This window comes from Streptomyces sp. Y2F8-2, from assembly GCF_014905555.1.
GTDB lineage: Bacteria > Actinomycetota > Actinomycetes > Streptomycetales > Streptomycetaceae > Streptomyces > Streptomyces cynarae.
On the sequence record NZ_BNGS01000002.1, the window covers coordinates 395,818 to 413,120 of the forward strand.

Below are 17,303 nucleotides of genomic sequence, written 5' to 3' on the forward strand. Positions count from 1 at the left end.
CCGACAATCGGCTCCGGCCGCGGACCGGGCCCTGCGGGGGCGTGCCCGTCAGGGGCCGTCGGTCCGGGACCGATCGGGGCATCGGCCGTCAGGGGATGGTGCGCGACACCACGTACACCGTCGGGTGCTGCGGCTGGGACGTGTTCACGACGACGTCCAGCGTGGGCGCCGGGTTCTTCTGCGCGTGGGTCAGGCCGTACCAGGGGCCCTGCCCGGTGAAGGACCAGCTGACGACGTGCTGGTCGCGCGTGCTGATGGCGATGTCGTTCGGCTTCAGCGAGGACCGGGTGGCCTTGAGGGTCGACAGGAACCGGTTCAGTCCGTCGTCGCTGGTGGTGAACTGCACGTACAGCCGGCTGGTCTTCCAGTTGTTCGTCTCGTACGACGCGATCTTCGTCGCGTCCGGCGGGATCCACACCTGGTAGAGGTGGCGCTGCAGCCACGAGGGCCGGCCGGGGACGAGGCCGGTCGCCGCGTACTTCGCCTCCTTGTCCTTGCCGCTGTTGCGGGACTGGTTGGCGGAGATGATCAGGTACCCGGCGGGCACGCCGATGAGCAGCACGATGATCAGGAGGGTCAGCGCCCGGCGGCGGATCGTGCGCCGACGGTCCTCCGGCGGGCGCGGCGGCTCACCCGGGGGCGAGGACTGGCGCGGCAGTGAGGCGGCGGCCGTCACAGCAGTCCCTTGGTGGTGCGGCGGGACTCCGCGTACCGCTCGTAGCGCTCGTACCGCTCCACCCGGCGCCGGTTGGCGCGCCGGAAGCGGCGGGCCACGAGCCGGGCGAGGTCGGCGGCGCCGACCATGCCGGCCTCGGGGCCGAGCTGGGCTCGGGCGATACGCGCCTCGGGGCGGTAGCCGCGGCCGGTGAGGTGGCGCTTGAAGGCGTCCCGGGCCGGGCCGATCAGCAGGTCGTCGGCCGCGCTGACGCCGCCGCCGATCACGAAGCAGGACGGGTCCAGGGCGGCCGCCAGGTTGGCGATGCCGACGCCGAGCCACTGGCCGATGTCCTGGAGCAGCTCGATGCACATCGCGTCGCCCTCGCGGGCCAGCTCGGTGATCATCGGGCCGGTGATGTCGGAGATGTTGCCCTTGACGTGCTCGATGATCCCGTACGCCACCGGGGAGTCGGCGGCGGCCAGCTCCCTGGCCTCGCGGACCAGGGCGTTGCCGGAGCTGTACTGCTCCCAGCAGCCGCGGTTGCCGCACGGGCAGCGGTGGCCGCCGGGCACGACCTGCATATGGCCGAACTCCCCTGCGACCCCGTACTTGCCGCGCTTGACCTGGCCGTCCTCGAGGATGGCGCCGCCGATGCCGGTGCCGAGGGTGATCATGACGAGGTGGTCCTCGCCCCGGCCGGCGCCGAAGCGCCACTCGGCCCAGGCGGCGGCGTTGGCGTCGTTGTCGACCAGGACGGGGACGGCGAGCCGTTCGGCGAGACGGTCGCGCAGGGGCTCGTTGCGCCAGGACAGGTGCGGGGCGAACAGGACGCGGTTGCGGTCCGCGTCCACCCACCCGGCCGCGCCGATGCCGACGGCGTGCACGTCGTGCCGGTCGGAGAGGTCCAGGACGAGCTCGACGATGGTGTCCTCGACGACCTTGGGGCTCTTGGACTTGTCGGGCGTCTCGGTGCGGAGCTTCTCCAGGATGTTGCCGTCGGCGTCGACGACGCCGGCCATCACCTTCGTGCCGCCGATGTCGATGCCGACCGTGGGGACGCGCGGCGCCGAAAGATGGGAACGGCGCTCGCGCGTGCCGACGGTCCGCAGGACGGTGGCCCGGGCGGAGCCGCGGTGGGTGAAGTCGCGGTAGGTGCTCACCGGCCCGATTCTGCCGCACGCACGCGTTGGCCTGCACCGTGGGCCCCTTCGCCGCGCTGGGGCCTTGGACGGTGTTCTGCAGGGGCGCCCCCTACCGGACGCGTTCCAGCTCGTGGCGCAGATCGTCCAGCTCCTCACCGCCCGCCATCTGGCGTGTCAGCTCCTCCAGGGTGATCTCCTCGCGGACGTGATGCGCGATCATCGTGCCGCGCTTGAGGAGGACGAACCGGTCCCCCACCAGGTACGCGTGGTGGGGGTTGTGGGTGATGAAAACAACACCTAGGCCCGCGTCCCGTGCAGCGGCCACGTATTTGAGGACCACACCTGACTGTTTGACGCCGAGTGCCGCGGTCGGCTCGTCCAGGACCAGGACCTTCGCGCCGAAGTACACCGCGCGTGCGATCGCCACGCACTGGCGTTCACCGCCCGACAGGGTCCCGATGGGCTGGTCGACGTCGCGCAGGTCGATGCCCATCCGCAGCAGTTCCTCGCGCGTCGTGCGGCGCATGAAGTCGACGTCCAGGCGTTTGAAGGGTCCCCTGCCCCTGCGGGGCTCGGAGCCGAGGAAGAAGTTCCGCCACACCGGCATCAGGCCCACGACGGCCAGGTCCTGGTAGACCGTGGCGATACCGCGGTCGAGGGCCTCGCGCGGGGAGGACAGACGGGTCTCCTCGCCGTCGATGCGCAGCACGCCGTCGTCGTGTTGGTGCAGCCCGGCGATGATCTTGATGAGGGTGGACTTGCCCGCACCGTTGTCCCCGAGGACGCAGGTGATCTCGCCGGGGTGGACCTCGAGCAAGACGCCTTCGAGGGCGCGGACGTTGCCGTAGCGCTTGCCGACGCCGGACAGCTCCACGAGTGCCGTACGTGTTGCGGTCCGCGTCATTTGGTGGCCTCCGCGCGCTTGCGGACCCAGGCGTTGAGCAGGGTCGCGAGGAGCAGCATCGCTCCGAGGAAGAACTTGAACCAGTCGGGGTTCCACTCCGCGAAGACGATGCCCTTGCTGGTCATGCCGAAGATGAACGCGCCGACCGCCGAGCCGGCCGCGGAACCGTGGCCGCCGGTGATCAGGCAGCCGCCGATGACGGCGGCGATGATGTAGATCAGCTCGTTGCCGACGCCCTCCCCGGACTGCACGACGTCGTACGAGAACAGCAGGTGCTGCCCGGAGATCCAGGCGCCGAGCGCCACGCCCATGTACAGGCCGGTCTTCGTCCTGGCGACCGGGACACCGACCGCGCGGGCCGCGTCCTTGTTGCCGCCGACCGCGAAGACCCAGTTGCCGGCGCGGGTGCGCAGCAGGATCCAGGAGGCGAGGGCGACCAGGGCCGACCACCACAGGATGGTGATCTTGAAGCCGACGCCGCCGAGGGTGAGCGTCGAGGCGAACACGGCCCGCGCAGAGGTGAAACCGTCCATGTCGGAGATCGACTTGGTGGAGACCGTACCGCTGATCAGCTTGGTGAAGCCGAGGTTCATGCCGGTCAGCATCAGGAACGTACCGAGCGTGACGATGAAGCTCGGCAGTCTCGTACGGCTGAGCATGATGCCGTTGAAGGCGCCGACCGCCAGGGTGACCAGCAGGGACACCCCGACGCCGACCCAGACGTTCGCGGTCATCTGGTAGCTGAACATCGACGAGACCAGCGCGGAGAACGTCACGAGGACGCCCGCGGACAGGTCGAACTCGCCGCCGATCATCAGCAGCGCGACCGGGACGGCCATGATGCCGATCGTCGAGGCCGCGTACAGGACCGTGCTGAGGCTGGAGGCGCGCAGGAAGCTGTCGGCGGCGATCGAGAAGAACAGGAAGACGGCGAGTGCGCCGACCACCGAGCCCAGCTCGGGCCGGCCGAGGAGCTTCTTCAGCGGTGAGGTCTTCAGGAGCCGTTCGTCCCGCGGCCGACCGGGGCGCTGTTCCGCGTCGCGGTCCGGCGCGGAGGCCGGTGCGGTGGCGGTCATCGGGTTCCCCGCTTGGTGTACTGCTCGAGGGCGGCGGCCTGGTCCTTCGTGACGATCTGCGGTCCGGTCAGGACCGGCTTGCCGCCGCCGAGAGCGTTCGCGTTGTACTTGTGGAGCCAGAGCTGGTCGACCGCCTCGTAGCCCTGGAGGTAGGGCTGCTGGTCGACGGCGAAGCCGAGGGTTCCGTCCTTCAGCTCGCCGGCCACCTTGGCGTTGAGGTCGAAGGTGTCGACCTCCGCCCGGCTGCCGGCGTCGGCCTTGGCCTTCACCGCGGTGTCGGCGTAGGGGGCGCCGAGGGTGACGACGGCGTCGACGGACGGGTCCGCCTGGAGCCGGGCGCCGACGGCGGACTGCACGTCGGGCATGTTCGTGCCGTTGACGTAGAGGTTCTCGACGGTGCCGTGGAAGGTCTTCCGGACGCCCGCGCAGCGCTGTTCGTGGCCCACGTTGCCCTGCTCGTGCAGCACGCACAGGACCTTCTTCCTGCCGCGCCTGTCGAGTTCGTCGCCGACGGCCTCGCCCGCGATGGTCTCGTCCTGGCCGATGTGGGTGAGCGCCCCGAACGCCTTGGACTCGGCGGACCCGGAGTTCACGGTCACCACCGGGATGCCGGCCTTCTCCGCCCGGGTTACGGCGGCCTTGAGCGCGTCGGGCTTGGCCAGCGTGACGATGATGCCATCCACCTTCTGGTCGACGGCTGCGTCGACGAGCTGCGCCTGCTGCTGCGCCTCGGCGCTGTGCGAGTACAGGAAGTCGATGTTGTCCTTGACGGCGGCCTGCTTGGCACCGCTCTGCACGATGTCCCAGAAGGTGTCGCCATCACCCGAGTGAGTGATCATCGCGAAGGTCCAACGGGGGGTGTTCACCGCTGCCCTGCCCTGGGCCGCGGCCTCGCGGGCGTCCTCGGCGCGCTTGCCGCCGTGGCTGCTGCACCCGGCTAGCGAGAGGCCGAGCGCTCCTGCGAGCGCGATGGTTGCCCAGGTTCTGGTCCGTGCCACGTGGCCGTGCCCTTCTTGCATGGTTCCTGCAGTTGCTTGGAATGACCAAGTATCGCCGACCGCTGATCGACGTCGCAGGTCAGGGCCCGGTAGGGGCGGGGACGGGGCATGAGGACGGACGGGGAGGGATGGGGACGGGTGGCAGGGCCGGCCACCGCGCGCCCCCGGCGGCTCAGGAGCGTACGAGCAGCTGGAACTCGAACGAGTAGCGCGAGGCGCGGTAGGTGTGGGTGCCGAACTCCACGGCGCGGCCCGTGTCGTCGAACGTGGTGCGCTGCATGGTGAGCAGCGGGGCGCCCTCCGGCTCGCCGAGTCGTTCGCCCTCGCCCCGGCCGGCGATTCGCGCTCCGATGGACTGCCGGGCGCTGTGCAGGGTGATGCCGGCGGCGCGCATCAGCCGGTAGAGGCCGGTGGCCTCCAGCTGGTCGCTGTCGAGGTCGAGCAGGCCGGTCGGCAGGTAGTTGCACAGATATGCCATCGGCTCGCCGTGCGCGAGGCGCAGCCGTTCGACCTGGTGCACCTCCATGCCCTCGGGGACGCCCAGCGCGGCGGCGACCTCGGCGGAGGCGGGCGCGAAGGTGTTGAGGAGGACCCGGGTCGCGGGGCGCTGCCCGGCCGCCTCCAGGTCGTCGTAGAGGCTGCTCAGCTCCAGGCCGCGCTTGACCTGGCTGTGCACGACCTGGGTGCCGACGCCGCGACGGCGCACGAGCAGGCCCTTGTCGACCAGGGACTGGATGGCCTGCCGGACCGTGGGGCGGGACAGGCCGAGCCGCCCGGCCAGTTCGATCTCGTTCCCCAGCAGGCTGCCCGGCGTCAGCTCGCCGTGCTCGATCGCGGCCTCCAGCTGCTGGGCCAGCTGGAAGTAGAGCGGCACCGGACTGCTCCGGTCGACGCTGAGCTGGAGCGGGACGGTGGGGTCCACATCTGGTTTCGGCACGGGGCGAGCGTAGCTCCGGCGCTTGTTGACGGGAAGTTGTGTAGTCCGGTTGTCCGGACAAAGCATTGACATAGTGGGGGGTACACCCCCACGTTGGTCACATGCGCATCGGATTGATCGGAGCGGGGCGTATTGGGACATACCACGCGGCTTCCCTCAGCCGTCACCATGAGGTGGGGTCGCTCATCATCACGGACGTCGACACCGTGCGGGCCCGTCGGCTCGCGGACCGGCTGGGCTCGACGGCGGCGCCGGGCGTGGACGAGATCTTCACCTGGGGCGTGGACGCGGTGGTCATCACCGCGGCGACCGCGGCGCACGCCGAACTGATCGGCCGGGCGGCGCGCTCCGGGCTCCCCGTGTTCTGCGAGAAGCCGATTGCGGTGGACCTGGCGGGCACGCTGGCAGCGCTCGCCGAGGTCGACGCCGCCGGGACGGTGTTGCAGATGGGCTTCCAGCGGCGGTTCGACGCGGGCTACACGGCGGCGCGGGAGGCCCTGCGCTCGGGTCGGCTCGGGCGGCTGCACACGGTCCGCGCGCTGACGGCCGACCAGGCACCGCCGCCGGCCGCGTATCTGCCGGTCTCCGGCGGCATCTTCCGGGACTGCCTCATCCACGACTTCGACATCCTGCGCTGGGTGACCGGACGGGAGGTGGCCGAGGTGTACGCGACCGGGTCCGACGCGGGCGGGGCGATGTACCGGGAGGCGAACGACCTCGACACGGCGGCGGTCGTGCTCACACTGGCGGACGGCACCCTCGCCACGGCCACGGCGACACGTACGAACGGCGCGGGCTACGACGTGCGCATGGAGCTGGCGGGCGAGCTGGACACGATCGCGGTGGGCCTGGACGACCGTACGCCGATCGCGTCCACGGAGCCCGCCGGTCCGCCGGCCGCGGACAAGCCCTGGACGGGGTTCCTGGAGCGGTTCGCACCCGCGTACGAGGCCGAGATCGCGGCGTTCGTCGAGGTGGTGCGCGGCGAGCGAGCCAACCCCTGCGACGGCGGCGAGGCACTGCAGGCCCTGCGCATCGCGGAGGCCTGCGAGCTCTCCCGCCGGGAGCGCCGCCCGGTGAAACTCGGGGAGATCCCGGGCGCCCGCCACTGACCGGCGGCCGGATCGGGTCGGCGGCCCGATCGGGTCCCGTCCGCGTGCGGTTTCAGGCCTGGCAACGGGGCCGGCGGCGTGCGCCTTCGACCGGCGGCTGCCGGCGGGCGAAGAGACCGGGTCGCGGGCCGCCACGCGCCGCACCGTGTCGACCGCCGCCGGGCATCCGGGCCTGCTCCCGGCCGCTGCCGCACTGATACCCGTAGGGCATCACAGCCGCCCGAACAGGTCTTGGACGCCTTCCTCGGGTCCGGCGCACGCTGAATGCGACGTTCTGGACCGTACGAAGGGCAAGGCGATGAAGGTTTTCCTCACCGGTGGTTCCGGTTACCTGGGCAAGGCGACGATCACCGCGCTGATCCGGCACGGACACGCCGTCGAGGCACTGGCCCGCAGCGAACGCTCCGCGGACGCGGTCCGCGCACGGGGTGCCCTCCCGGTGATGGGCGGGCTGGACGACCTGGAGGTGCTCAACGCCGCCGCGGCTCGGGCCGAGGCCGTCGTGCACCTGGCCCAGGCGGACAGCGGGGAGGCCGACAAGGCCGCCGCCGACGCCATGCAGGACGGCGTCGGCACGGGGACGTACGTGCACACGGGCGGCACCTGGGTCTACGGCGACACCGACGGGGTGGCCGACGAAACCGCGCCCTGGAACCCGCCCGCCCTGGTCGCCTGGCGGCGCCCCGTGGAGGAGGCCGTCCTCCAGCGGGCGGCGCGCGGCGGACGACCCGTGGTCGTCCGGCCCGGGCTGCTCTACGGCGGAGAGAACCGGCTGATCGACATGTTCTTCACCGCACCCGGCAGGCAGGCGGGCGCGATCCCCTACATCGGCGACGGCGCCAACCACTGGGCGCTGGTCCACGTCGACGACATCGCGGAGCTCTACGTCGCCGCCCTGAAGGCGAAGGCCGGTTCCGTCTACGTCGGCGTGGGCGGAGTGAATCCCACGGCCAAGGACGTGGCGCTGGCCATCAGCCGGTCGGCCGGCCTCGACGGGAAGACGGAGTCGATCTCCCTGAAGCAGGCGCGGGAGCAGATGGGCCCCATCGCGGACGCCTTCGCCCTCGACCAGCAGCTCACCCCGTCCCGCGCTCGCGCGGAGCTGGGGTGGACGCCCGGCCACACCGACCCGCTGGCGGTCCTTGCCCGCGGCTGACGACCCGCGGTCGATCCTCGGCGCCGGGTTGGCGGGCCCCGGTCTCGGCGGCGCGGCCGGCACGGTCGGAGGTAGATTCATCTGGAACGAAGACGGGCGGTGCGGAGCTGTGGACGTCGACCTGCGGAAGCTCAGGTACTTCGTGGCGGTGGCCGAGGAACTCCACTTCGGCCGCGCCGCCGAACGCCTGCACATCGCCCAGCCGGTTCTGTCCCGGCAGATCCGCGCCCTCGAGGAGGAGCTGCGGGCAGAGCTGTTCGTCCGTGACCGCCGCGGCACGATGCTCACCCCGGCGGGCGAGCAGTTGCGGGAGGACGCACCCCCGCTCCTCGCCGCGTCCGAGGCACTGCTCCGGCGGGTCACCTCCGCGGCCAGGGGCACGCCCACCTTCACGATCGGCTTCATGCCCGGCATCACCGTGACGCCCGCGGTGCGCACCCTGACCTCGCGCCGCCCGGGGCTCACCGTGCGGCTGCTGCGCACGAGCTGGGTCGACCAGGTGGAAGTGCTGCACGACGGCCGGGCGGACGTGAGCATCGTCCGTCTGCCGATCGACCGACAAGGCCTCCAGGTGGTGCCGTTGTTCCAGGAGCCCCGGGTCGTCGTCCTGCCCCTGGACCACCCCCTGGCCGGCAAGCAGTCGGTGGCCATCGCGGACCTGGCCGCCGATCACCTGTTGCAGGACCCGGACGCCGTGCCGGAGTGGCGCGACGTGGCCCTCGAGATGCGCGAGCGCGACCGGCCCGAGGTGCCCCAAATCCATCAGGTCGAGGAGAAGCTGGAGCTCGTGGCCTCCGGAGCCGGAGTCTGTGTGATCCCGCTGTCCACGGCCGGCTTCTACACGCGCCCGGACGTCGTTCCCGTACCGGTCGAGGACATCGGCCCCAACCACGTGTGCCTGGCGTGGATGGCCACCCGGCGTTCCCCGCTCATCCGCGAGTTCGCCGAGGCGGCTTCGAGCATCGCGCCTCCCCGGTCCGACGCGGTGCCGCAGTGACCGGGCCGCGGTCACGCCGTCACCCGGCGATCTCCTCCCGGAACCTGACCGCTGGACACCGTGAGCCCTAAGGGCCCCGCTCGTCCTGGACGTCTTCTCCGGCGCCCCGGAGAGCCGGGGGTCCGGCCGAGTGCGGACCGGACCCCCGGCTCGTGGTGACCGCTCGGTCAGCAGCCGAAGTCGATCAGGTCGAACGTCGCGTAGTGGTCTGAGGTGTAGTAGTCCTCCTGGTACTCCTCGCCCGTGACGACGCGGCGGGCGCCACGCGTGGAGGAGCCGGGGGTGATGACGGTGTACTCGTGGTAGTAGCCGTAGGACTGGCCGGGGAGTACGCCTTCGCGGTTGGAGAAGACGGTGCCGTCCTGCGAGTACGGGAAGGGGCCGCCCTGGTCGATCAGGTCGAGGGTGTCGTGGGCCTGGGACGGCAGGTCGCTGTAGCAGATGCTGCCGACCGAGGTGGCGGCGGCGTCCGCCGTGGTGGCGGAGACGGTGCCGCCCATGAGGAGGGCGGACAGGAGTGCGGCTGCGGCGCCGATCCGGGTGGCGCGTGTGGGGGTTCTCATGGCGGCATGATGACGCGCGTAGACAATGGCATGTCAATGACAATCGACGAGATTTTCACGTCAAGTGCCAAGTGTTTTCGGCGAGTTAACCTGCCGCCCGCCGCGGCCCCTGGGGCGGCGGGCGGTTGCGGACGCGCCGGGCGGTTGCGGACGCGGCGGGCGGCCGCCCGCCGGGAGCTCGGCGGCCGGGCTCACCCCGCGTGGGTCGAGAAGAGCCCGCCGGTCGGCCCCTGCTTGTCGCCCCCCTGCGCCTTCTTCAACGCGTTGGCGAGGCTCTCGATGGTCAGGGACTGAAGGATCACGCGGCCGTTGCCCTCCAGGGTGGCCAGGGACAGTCCCTCGCCGCCGAAGACCATGTTCATGATCCCCTGGCGGTTGAGGCCGCCGACGCGCTGGACGCCGTACTGGATGCCCTCCTCGAAGGCGACCACGCACCCGGTGTCCACCTCGATGCGACCGCCGAAGTCGGCGGGGTTGAGGTCGATGAAGTTGCCCGCGCCGGCGATGATCACGGTGCCGTGTCCGGTGAACTTCTCCAGGATGAAGCCCTCGCCGCCGCTCATGCCGGTGCGGCCGCCTGCGAAGGCGATGCCGAAGTCGACGGTCGACTCGGCGGCCACGAAGGCGTCCTTCTCCGCGAACCACGCGCGCGTGCCGTCGAGTTCCAGCGCCCGCATCTCGCCGGGCAGCACGCCCGCGAAGCCGACGGTGCCCTCGCCGCCCTGCGCGGTGAAGTACTGGAACGCCAGCGACTCGCCCGCGAGCGCGCGCTGGCCGACCTGCATGGCGGTGCCCATGGCCTGACGGAGGAAGCCGCCCATGCCGCCGCCACCGGCTCCGCCCTGGGACGGGCCGCCGCCGTTCGACGGACCGGACAGGCGGGTCTCCATGGTGACGTTCGTGGTCTTGAAGAGGAACTTGCCCGCCTCGCAGTACACGGTCTGGCCCGGGTGCAGGTTGACGACCGCCATCTGCATGGCGTTGCCGACGATTTCTTGCTGAAGAGTCACGGGAGGAGAACGCGACGGACGGGGCGAAGAGTTCCGGCCGTCCGAGGACGGTTCCCGTTCGCCGCCGTCCTGCCGACGCCCCGGCCGGGATCGCACAGGTGCACGTGGCGGTAGGACGCGGGCGCGCACCGGCGCGACCGGCCCGGCCGCGCCCCCGGCGCCCCGCCGGGCTGACACACGCCACGCGCGCGTGGCGTGTGTCAGCCGCCCAGTTCCTGGTGGCGTGCCGCCAGCCGGTTCGCCCCCTCCTGTGTCAGGGAGCCGTGCAGGCGCAGGCGGGAGATGCCGCCGTCCGGGTAGATGTCCACGCGCGCGTGGGTGCCGATCGCCGGGGCCGGGAGGGCGAAGCGGTGGTCGGTGTCGGGCTGGAGGCGGGTGCGCGGGAGGATCTCACGCCAGTCGCCGTCCTCACCGTCCTTGACGGAGACCGACGCCCAGCCCGCCGCATTGCCCTTCAGGTAGGCCGTGCCGATCTCGATCGCCCGGATCTGCGCCTGCTCCACCAGCCGGTAGCGGATCCAGTCGTGACCCCGGTCGCGACGGCGCCGTGTCTCCCAGCCGTCGTCCATCTTCCGGGAGCGGCCCGGCTGGATGGTGTTGGTGGCGGGCGAGTAGAAGAGGTCGGAGGCGTCCTCCACCCGGCCCCCGTTCTCCAGGGCCACCACGTCGAAGGTGCCGAGCACCTCCAGCCACGCCGGGTCCGGCACGACCTCGCCGTGGACGCGCAGGCGTGCGATGCCCCCGTCGGGGTGCTGGTTCAGCCTGAGGTGGGTGAAGCGCTGTTCCACGTCCACCTCGAAGCCGTTGGCGGCGTGGCCGCCGACCGGGGTGCGCGGCACCAGCATCGTCCACTTCACGTCGTCCCCGAGCAGTTCCTCCGGTGACGGGCAGCCGGCGACCGACGTGCCCTCGACGGACACCGCCTGCGGGTAGTTGCCCCGGAAGTGGGCCGTGTCGACGACGACGCCCCGTACGACGCCGGGCGCGCCGAGGCGTACCAGCGCCCAGTCGTGGTCGTCCTGTGCGGGCCACGGGTGCCCGGCCGAGGCGCCCCGGCGGCGGCGCGTCTCCCAGCCGTCCATGACCTTGCCCTTGTGACCGAAGTGCTCGGGGTCGAACTCGGCGCGCCCGGGCACCAGAAGGTTCTCGCGCTCGGCGAAGAACTCGTCGTTGGCGGCGATGACCCCGGCGCCGAGCCGGCGGTCGGCGAGGTCGGCGTACCGGGTGAAGGGGAAGTCGGCGGTGCGGTAGTCCGCGTAGGGGTCGCCGCCCCGGTAGGGGTTCGCGTCGCCCGTGAAACTCGGAATCGCCGTCACGATGATCAGTTCTTCCTTTCGGTGTCGCCCGCTGCGGGCGCGGGAGTCGATGCGGGCGGTTCAGTCGGTCCTGCCGAGCAGGCGTCCCTTCGGCCCGGTGAACTCGCCGTCGGCCACGATCCGTTCGCCGCGGAGCCAGGTGGACCTGACGACGCCGTGCAGGGTCCTCCCCGCGTACGCGGTGACCCGGTTGCGGTGCTGGAGGGCCGCCGGGTCCACGGTGAAGGTCTCCTCGGGCGCGAGCACGGCGAAGTCCGCGTCGTGGCCCGCCGCGATGGCACCCTTGCGGCCCTGGAGCCCCACCAGCCGGGCCGTACGCTCGGACATCCAGCGGACCACGTCCTGCAGGCCGTGCCCCCGTCTGCGCGCCTCGGTCCACACCGCGGCCAGGCTCAGTTGCAGGCCCGAAATGCCGCCCCAGGCGGTGGCGAAGTCGCCGGTCTTCAGGTCGGCGGTCGACGGGGAGTGGTCGGTGACGACGCAGTCGATCGTGCCGTCCGCCAGCGCCTGCCACAGCAGATCCTGGTTGGCGGCCTCGCGGATGGGCGGGCAGCACTTGAACTCGCTGGCCCCGTCGGGCACTTCCTCGGCGGTCAGGGTGAGGTAGTGCGGGCAGGTCTCCACCGTGATCCGTACGCCCTCCGCCTTGGCGGCGGCGATCAGCGGCAGCGCGTCGCTGGAGGAGAGGTGCAGCACGTGCACCCGCGCGTTGAACCGTTTCGCCTGGTCGATGAGGTGCGCGATGGCCGTGTCCTCCGCGTGCCGGGGCCGGGAGGCGAGGAAGTCCGCGTACCGGGGACCGCCCTGCTGCGGGGCGGCGGCGAGGTGACGCGGGTCCTCCGCATGCACGATCAGCAGCCCGTCGAACCCGGCGATCTCGGCCAGGGAGCGGGCCAGTTGCTCCTGGTCGAGGTGCGGGAACTCGTCCACGCCCGAGGGTGACAGGAACGCCTTGAAGCCGAAGACGCCCGCGTCGTGCAGCGGCCTGAGGTCCTTGACGTTGTCGGGCAGCGCGCCGCCCCAGAAGCCGACGTCGATGTGGGCCTTGCCGGCTGCGACGTCCTGCTTGGTGCGGAGGTGGGCGACCGTCGTGGTCGGGGGCACCGAGTTGAGCGGCATGTCGATCAACGTGGTGATGCCGCCTGCCGCCGCCGCGCGGGTGGCGGTCCAGAAGCCCTCCCACTCGGTGCGGCCCGGGTCGTTGACGTGCACGTGTGTGTCGACGAGGCCGGGCAGCAGGACGTCGTCGCCCAGGTCCTCCAGGCGGGCCCCGGCCGGTACGCCGGCGTCGTACGGCAGGACGGCCGTGATCGTGCCGCCGGCGACCGCGACCGACGCGGCGCGCGTGCCCTCGGGGGTGATCACGCGCGTGGAGCGCAGCACCAGTTCAGCGTCGGACACCCGGGCCCCTCTCTGCCGCCGTCCCGTTCCGGTCGACTTCCGGATGACGGGATTTACATCCGCGTAACGGAATTCAACGTTCTGTTGAAGGAGTCTTCCCTCCCGCACCCGCGTCGTCAAGGGCACAATTCCTCCTGACACCCGGGCTGTACCGACTCCGGCGAACCCTGGACGTTTCCGTGTAGCGGAATTAGAATTCCGAAACGCAGAACACAGCCGAAAGGAACGCGCCGTGCCGCCGTCGACGTCCAGCGCCAGCGACACCCCCGCCAAGTCCGCCGCGAGCGGTGGTGTCCAGTCCCTCGAGCGCGCCTTCGACCTGCTGGAGCGGATGGCGGACGCGGGCGGCGAGGTCGGCCTGAGCGAGCTGTCCGCGAGCAGCGGCCTGCCCCTGCCCACGATCCACCGCCTGATGCGCACCCTGGTGGCCTGCGGGTACGTACGCCAGCAGCCCAACCGCCGCTATGCGCTCGGCCCCCGGCTGATCCGGCTCGGCGAGTCGGCGTCCCGGCTGCTGGGCACCTGGGCCCGGCCGCATCTGGCGCGCCTGGTGGAGGAGACCGGAGAGACGGCGAACATGGCGCTGCTCGACGGGGACGAGATCGTGTACGTGGCGCAGGTGCCCTCCAAGCACTCGATGCGGATGTTCACCGAGGTGGGCCGGAGGGTGCTGCCGCACTCCACCGGCGTGGGCAAGGCCCTGCTGGCGAGCACGCCGGACGACGAGGTGCGCGCCCTGCTCGCCCGTACGGGCATGCCGGCCGCGACGGAGAAGACGATCACCACGCCGGACGCGTTCCTCGCCGCACTGGAGGAGGTGCGCCGGCTCGGTTACGCGGTCGACGACAACGAGCAGGAGATAGGGGTCCGGTGCCTCGCGGTGTCCGTGCCCGACTCCCCCACGGCCGCCGCGATCTCCATCTCGGGCCCGGCGGGGCGCGTCACCGAGGCGGCGACGGAACGGATCGTGCCGGTGCTCCAGCAGGTGGCGGCGGAACTGTCCCGGACTCTGGCGGCCTCGGGCGGCCCGGCCGCCTGAGGCCGCCCGCACCACCCACAGCCCTCGACCGGCCTGCCCCGAAGGGCGACCCCCTAGGCCCTGTCGTCTGATTCCCGCCTGCCGCGCGGCGGCTCCCCGAAGAGTTCGACCGCCTTGCGGACCTCCGTCAAACCCCTGGTCAATGCGCTGACCGAGCCGATCGCTCCCGCGATCAGCAGCAGGGAGCGGCGCAGGCGGGGAATCTCGGGAACGCCTCCCGTGGCCATCGCGGCGAGTGCGGCCAGTTCGTCCTCGGCTATCGCCCGGTCGGGGAACTCGGCCGGGTGTGCGGCGAGTTCACGGCGCAGCCGGGACACGGCGGTACGCAGTTCCGCCACTCTCGGATCCTCATCGCTGCCGGTCACTGGCCTCTGCCCCAAGCTCCGCACCACAGCCATCCCCCTCGAAACGCCGTTGTGCTCGTACGCCCCCGGTGCCCCGGGCGTGGTCGGGCGCCGGGGATGCGGGCCAGTAAACGCCACCGGGCGCGCCGGGCGCCACCGTGTGGACGGAAATTCAGCCCCTGGAAACCGTGCGGTCGGCACCGGGTCAGGTAAGCAGGACGTATGACAGACAACGAAGCGCGGATCGCCGGGCTGCTGCTCGCCGCAGGCGGGGGGCGGCGGCTCGGCGGGCGGCCCAAGGCGCTGCTCGCACACCGGGGGCGCCCACTGGTGGAGCACGCGGCGGGAGTGCTGCGCGCGGCCGGATGCGGCCGTGTCCACGTGGTGCTGGGGGCGGGGGCCGCCGCCGTACGGGAGCGTGCCGACCTCACCGGCTGCGTGCTGGTGGACAACCCGGACTGGGAGGAGGGCATGGGCTCCTCACTGCGGGCCGGGCTCGCATCGCTCGACGTGACGGGCGCGCGGGCGGCCCTGGTGCTGCTCGTCGACCAGCCCGGCATCGGGCCGGAGGCGGTGGCTCGGGTGCTCTGCGCCTTCCGGGACGAGGAGTCGCTGGCCTCGGCCGCGTACGAGGGGGTACGCGGGCATCCGGTCCTGCTCGGCTCGGCCCACTGGGCCGGTGTCGCCCGGACCGCGACCGGCGACCGTGGGGCACGCGCCTATCTGAAGGCGCACGACGACGCCATCACGCTCGTCGAGTGCGGGGACGTCGCACAGGCGTATGACATCGACACGGCGGCGGACCTGACCCACCTCGAGTGAGCGGAGCGGCACCGAGCGCCACCTTGCCTCGACCCGGAGAATCTCGATATCAACAAACCATTGAACTTCCACCATGAGGAAACTAGTATCCACTGATCAGAAGCGCTCGACCGCTCCCCAGGCGCCGCCGGCCGCGTACGGGCCCCTGGCACGCGGTGCCGCAACGCCCTCATGCCAGCTCGCCGAAGGAAGTGACAGCCTCATGTCCGCACCAGCGCCGTCCCCGGCGGCCATCGTCGACGCCGAGCCCCTGCCCCGGCAGGAGGAGGTCCTCACCGACGCGGCGCTCGCCTTCGTGGCCGAGCTGCACCGGCGGTTCACGCCGCGCCGCGACGAGCTGCTGGCCCGCCGCGCGGAGCGCCGCGCCGAGATCGCCCGCACCTCCACGCTGGACTTCCTGCCCGAGACCGCCGCGATCCGCGCGGACGACACCTGGAGGGTGGCGCCCGCGCCCGAAGCCCTCGACGACCGCCGGGTCGAGATCACCGGCCCCACCGACCGCAAGATGACCATCAACGCCCTCAACTCGGGCGCCAGGGTGTGGCTCGCGGACTTCGAGGACGCCTCCGCGCCCACATGGGAGAACGTGGTCCTCGGCCAGCTCAACCTGATCGACGCCTACACCCGCAGCATCGACTTCACCGACCCGGCGACCGGCAAGTCGTACGCCCTGCGCCCGAACGAGGAGCTGGCGACGGTCGTCATGCGCCCGCGCGGCTGGCACCTGAACGAGCGTCACCTCCAGGTCGACGGACAGCCGGTCCCGGGCGCCTTCGTCGACTTCGGCCTGTACTTCTTCCACAACGCCCAGCGACTGCTCGACCTCGGCAAGGGCCCGTACTTCTACCTCCCGAAGACCGAGTCGCACCTGGAGGCCCGCCTCTGGAACGACGTCTTCGTCTTCGCCCAGGACCACGTCGGCATCCCGCAGGGCACCGTCCGCGCCACGGTCCTGATCGAGACGATCACGGCGGCGTACGAGATGGAGGAGATCCTCTACGAACTCCGCGACCACGCCTCCGGGTTGAACGCGGGCCGCTGGGACTACCTGTTCTCCATCGTGAAGAACTTCCGTGACGGCGGGGCGAAGTTCGTCCTGCCGGACCGCAACGCCGTCACGATGACGGCCCCGTTCATGCGCGCGTACACCGAACTCCTCGTCCGCACCTGCCACAAGCGCGGCGCGCACGCCATCGGCGGCATGGCCGCGTTCATCCCCTCCCGCAGGGACCCCGAGGTCAACAAGGTCGCCTTCGAGAAGGTCCGCGCCGACAAGGACCGCGAGGCGAACGACGGCTTCGACGGCTCCTGGGTGGCCCACCCCGACCTGGTCCCGATCGCGATGGAGTCCTTCGACAAGGTCCTCGGCGACAGGCCGAACCAGAAGGACCGGCTGCGCGAGGACGTCGACGTCAAGGCGGCCGATCTGATCGCCATCGACTCCCTCGACGCCAAGCCGACGTACGCGGGCCTGGTCAACGCCGTCCAGGTCGGCATCCGTTACATCGAGGCCTGGCTGCGCGGCCTCGGTGCGGTCGCCATCTTCAACCTGATGGAGGACGCGGCCACCGCGGAGATCTCCCGCTCTCAGATCTGGCAGTGGATCAACGCCGGGGTGGTCCTCGACAACGGCGAGCGGGTCACCGCCGAGCTCGCCCGCGAGGTCGCCGCGCAGGAACTGCGGAACATCAAGGCGGAGCTCGGCGAGGAGGCCTTCACGGCCGGCAAGTGGCAGCAGGCCCACGACCTGCTGCTGAAGGTCGCGCTGGACGAGGACTACGCGGACTTCCTGACGCTTCCGGCCTACGAGCAGCTCGAAGGCTGAGGT

General features: G+C 71.5%; 17 protein-coding genes. 6 read left to right on the top strand and 11 right to left on the bottom strand.

Features of this window, described 5'->3' with window-relative positions; translation table 11 throughout:
* Nucleotides 1-88: 88 nt before the first annotated feature.
* The 6 genes from SY2F82_RS07150 to SY2F82_RS07175 form a co-directional block, all read right to left on the bottom strand.
* On the bottom strand, nucleotides 89-676 hold the full coding sequence (locus SY2F82_RS07150; RefSeq protein ID WP_200418096.1) for a sugar kinase: 588 nt from the start codon (nucleotides 674-676) through the stop codon (nucleotides 89-91).
* Nucleotides 673-1,818 (bottom strand): ROK family glucokinase, encoded by a 1,146-nt coding sequence (locus SY2F82_RS07155; protein ID WP_200418097.1) that lies wholly within the window; start codon nucleotides 1,816-1,818, stop codon nucleotides 673-675. The genes SY2F82_RS07150 and SY2F82_RS07155 overlap by 4 nt, the downstream gene beginning before the upstream one ends.
* A gap of 91 nt (nucleotides 1,819-1,909) precedes the next feature.
* Entirely contained in the window at nucleotides 1,910-2,704 is a 795-nt protein-coding gene (locus SY2F82_RS07160) for an ATP-binding cassette domain-containing protein (RefSeq protein ID WP_200418098.1), read from the bottom strand.
* Nucleotides 2,701-3,780: an ABC transporter permease gene (locus tag SY2F82_RS07165; RefSeq protein ID WP_200418099.1), complete on the bottom strand. Its 1,080-nt coding sequence runs from the start codon at nucleotides 3,778-3,780 to the stop codon at nucleotides 2,701-2,703. Before SY2F82_RS07165 ends, SY2F82_RS07160 begins: the two co-directional genes overlap by 4 nt.
* Nucleotides 3,777-4,778, bottom strand: coding sequence for a sugar ABC transporter substrate-binding protein (locus SY2F82_RS07170; RefSeq protein ID WP_200418100.1), 1,002 nt, complete (start codon nucleotides 4,776-4,778; stop codon nucleotides 3,777-3,779). Before SY2F82_RS07170 ends, SY2F82_RS07165 begins: the two co-directional genes overlap by 4 nt.
* A gap of 172 nt (nucleotides 4,779-4,950) precedes the next feature.
* A complete protein-coding gene (locus SY2F82_RS07175) occupies nucleotides 4,951-5,700 on the bottom strand; it encodes a GntR family transcriptional regulator (RefSeq protein ID WP_236041315.1) in 750 nt (249 codons plus the stop codon).
* A gap of 116 nt (nucleotides 5,701-5,816) precedes the next feature.
* Here SY2F82_RS07175 and SY2F82_RS07180 point away from each other — a divergent pair, with 116 nt between their 5' ends.
* The 3 genes from SY2F82_RS07180 (at nucleotide 5,817) to SY2F82_RS07190 (ending at nucleotide 8,980) form a co-directional block, all read left to right on the top strand.
* A complete protein-coding gene (locus SY2F82_RS07180) occupies nucleotides 5,817-6,827 on the top strand; it encodes a Gfo/Idh/MocA family oxidoreductase (protein WP_200418102.1) in 1,011 nt (336 codons plus the stop codon).
* Nucleotides 6,828-7,125: 298 nt separating this feature from the next.
* A complete protein-coding gene (locus SY2F82_RS07185; RefSeq protein WP_200418103.1) occupies nucleotides 7,126-7,983 on the top strand; it encodes an NAD-dependent epimerase/dehydratase family protein in 858 nt (285 codons plus the stop codon).
* 109 nt (nucleotides 7,984-8,092) lie between these two features.
* Nucleotides 8,093-8,980, top strand: coding sequence for a LysR family transcriptional regulator (locus tag SY2F82_RS07190; protein WP_200418104.1), 888 nt, complete (start codon nucleotides 8,093-8,095; stop codon nucleotides 8,978-8,980).
* 167 nt (nucleotides 8,981-9,147) lie between these two features.
* On the opposite strand, the gene SY2F82_RS07195 is transcribed toward SY2F82_RS07190, so the two are convergent.
* The 4 genes from SY2F82_RS07195 to allB all read right to left on the bottom strand — a co-directional run bounded on the left by SY2F82_RS07195 (nucleotide 9,148) and on the right by allB (nucleotide 13,270).
* Nucleotides 9,148-9,543, bottom strand: coding sequence for a ribonuclease domain-containing protein (locus SY2F82_RS07195; protein WP_200418105.1), 396 nt, complete (start codon nucleotides 9,541-9,543; stop codon nucleotides 9,148-9,150).
* 191 nt (nucleotides 9,544-9,734) lie between these two features.
* A complete protein-coding gene (locus SY2F82_RS07200) occupies nucleotides 9,735-10,553 on the bottom strand; it encodes an AIM24 family protein (RefSeq protein ID WP_200418106.1) in 819 nt (272 codons plus the stop codon).
* 200 nt (nucleotides 10,554-10,753) lie between these two features.
* Complete coding sequence (gene alc, locus SY2F82_RS07205; RefSeq protein ID WP_200418107.1) at nucleotides 10,754-11,869, bottom strand: allantoicase; 1,116 nt, start codon at nucleotides 11,867-11,869, stop codon at nucleotides 10,754-10,756.
* Between the two features lie 60 nt (nucleotides 11,870-11,929).
* Nucleotides 11,930-13,270 carry an allantoinase AllB gene (gene allB, locus SY2F82_RS07210; protein WP_200418108.1) on the bottom strand — a complete coding sequence of 447 codons (1,341 nt, stop codon included), beginning with the start codon at nucleotides 13,268-13,270 and terminating at the stop codon, nucleotides 11,930-11,932.
* 232 nt (nucleotides 13,271-13,502) lie between these two features.
* On the opposite strand from allB, the gene SY2F82_RS07215 reads away from it, so the two are divergent.
* Entirely contained in the window at nucleotides 13,503-14,309 is an 807-nt protein-coding gene (locus SY2F82_RS07215; protein ID WP_200418109.1) for an IclR family transcriptional regulator, read from the top strand.
* A gap of 53 nt (nucleotides 14,310-14,362) precedes the next feature.
* On the opposite strand, the gene SY2F82_RS07220 is transcribed toward SY2F82_RS07215, so the two are convergent.
* On the bottom strand, nucleotides 14,363-14,707 hold the full coding sequence (locus SY2F82_RS07220; protein WP_374707133.1) for a DUF5955 family protein: 345 nt from the start codon (nucleotides 14,705-14,707) through the stop codon (nucleotides 14,363-14,365).
* A gap of 168 nt (nucleotides 14,708-14,875) precedes the next feature.
* On the opposite strand from SY2F82_RS07220, the gene SY2F82_RS07225 reads away from it, so the two are divergent.
* Both SY2F82_RS07225 and aceB read left to right on the top strand, forming a co-directional pair.
* Nucleotides 14,876-15,475: an NTP transferase domain-containing protein gene (locus SY2F82_RS07225; protein ID WP_200418111.1), complete on the top strand. Its 600-nt coding sequence runs from the start codon at nucleotides 14,876-14,878 to the stop codon at nucleotides 15,473-15,475.
* Between the two features lie 202 nt (nucleotides 15,476-15,677).
* Entirely contained in the window at nucleotides 15,678-17,300 is a 1,623-nt protein-coding gene (aceB, locus tag SY2F82_RS07230) for a malate synthase A (RefSeq protein WP_200418112.1), read from the top strand.
* The last annotated feature ends 3 nt before the right edge of the window (nucleotides 17,301-17,303 follow it).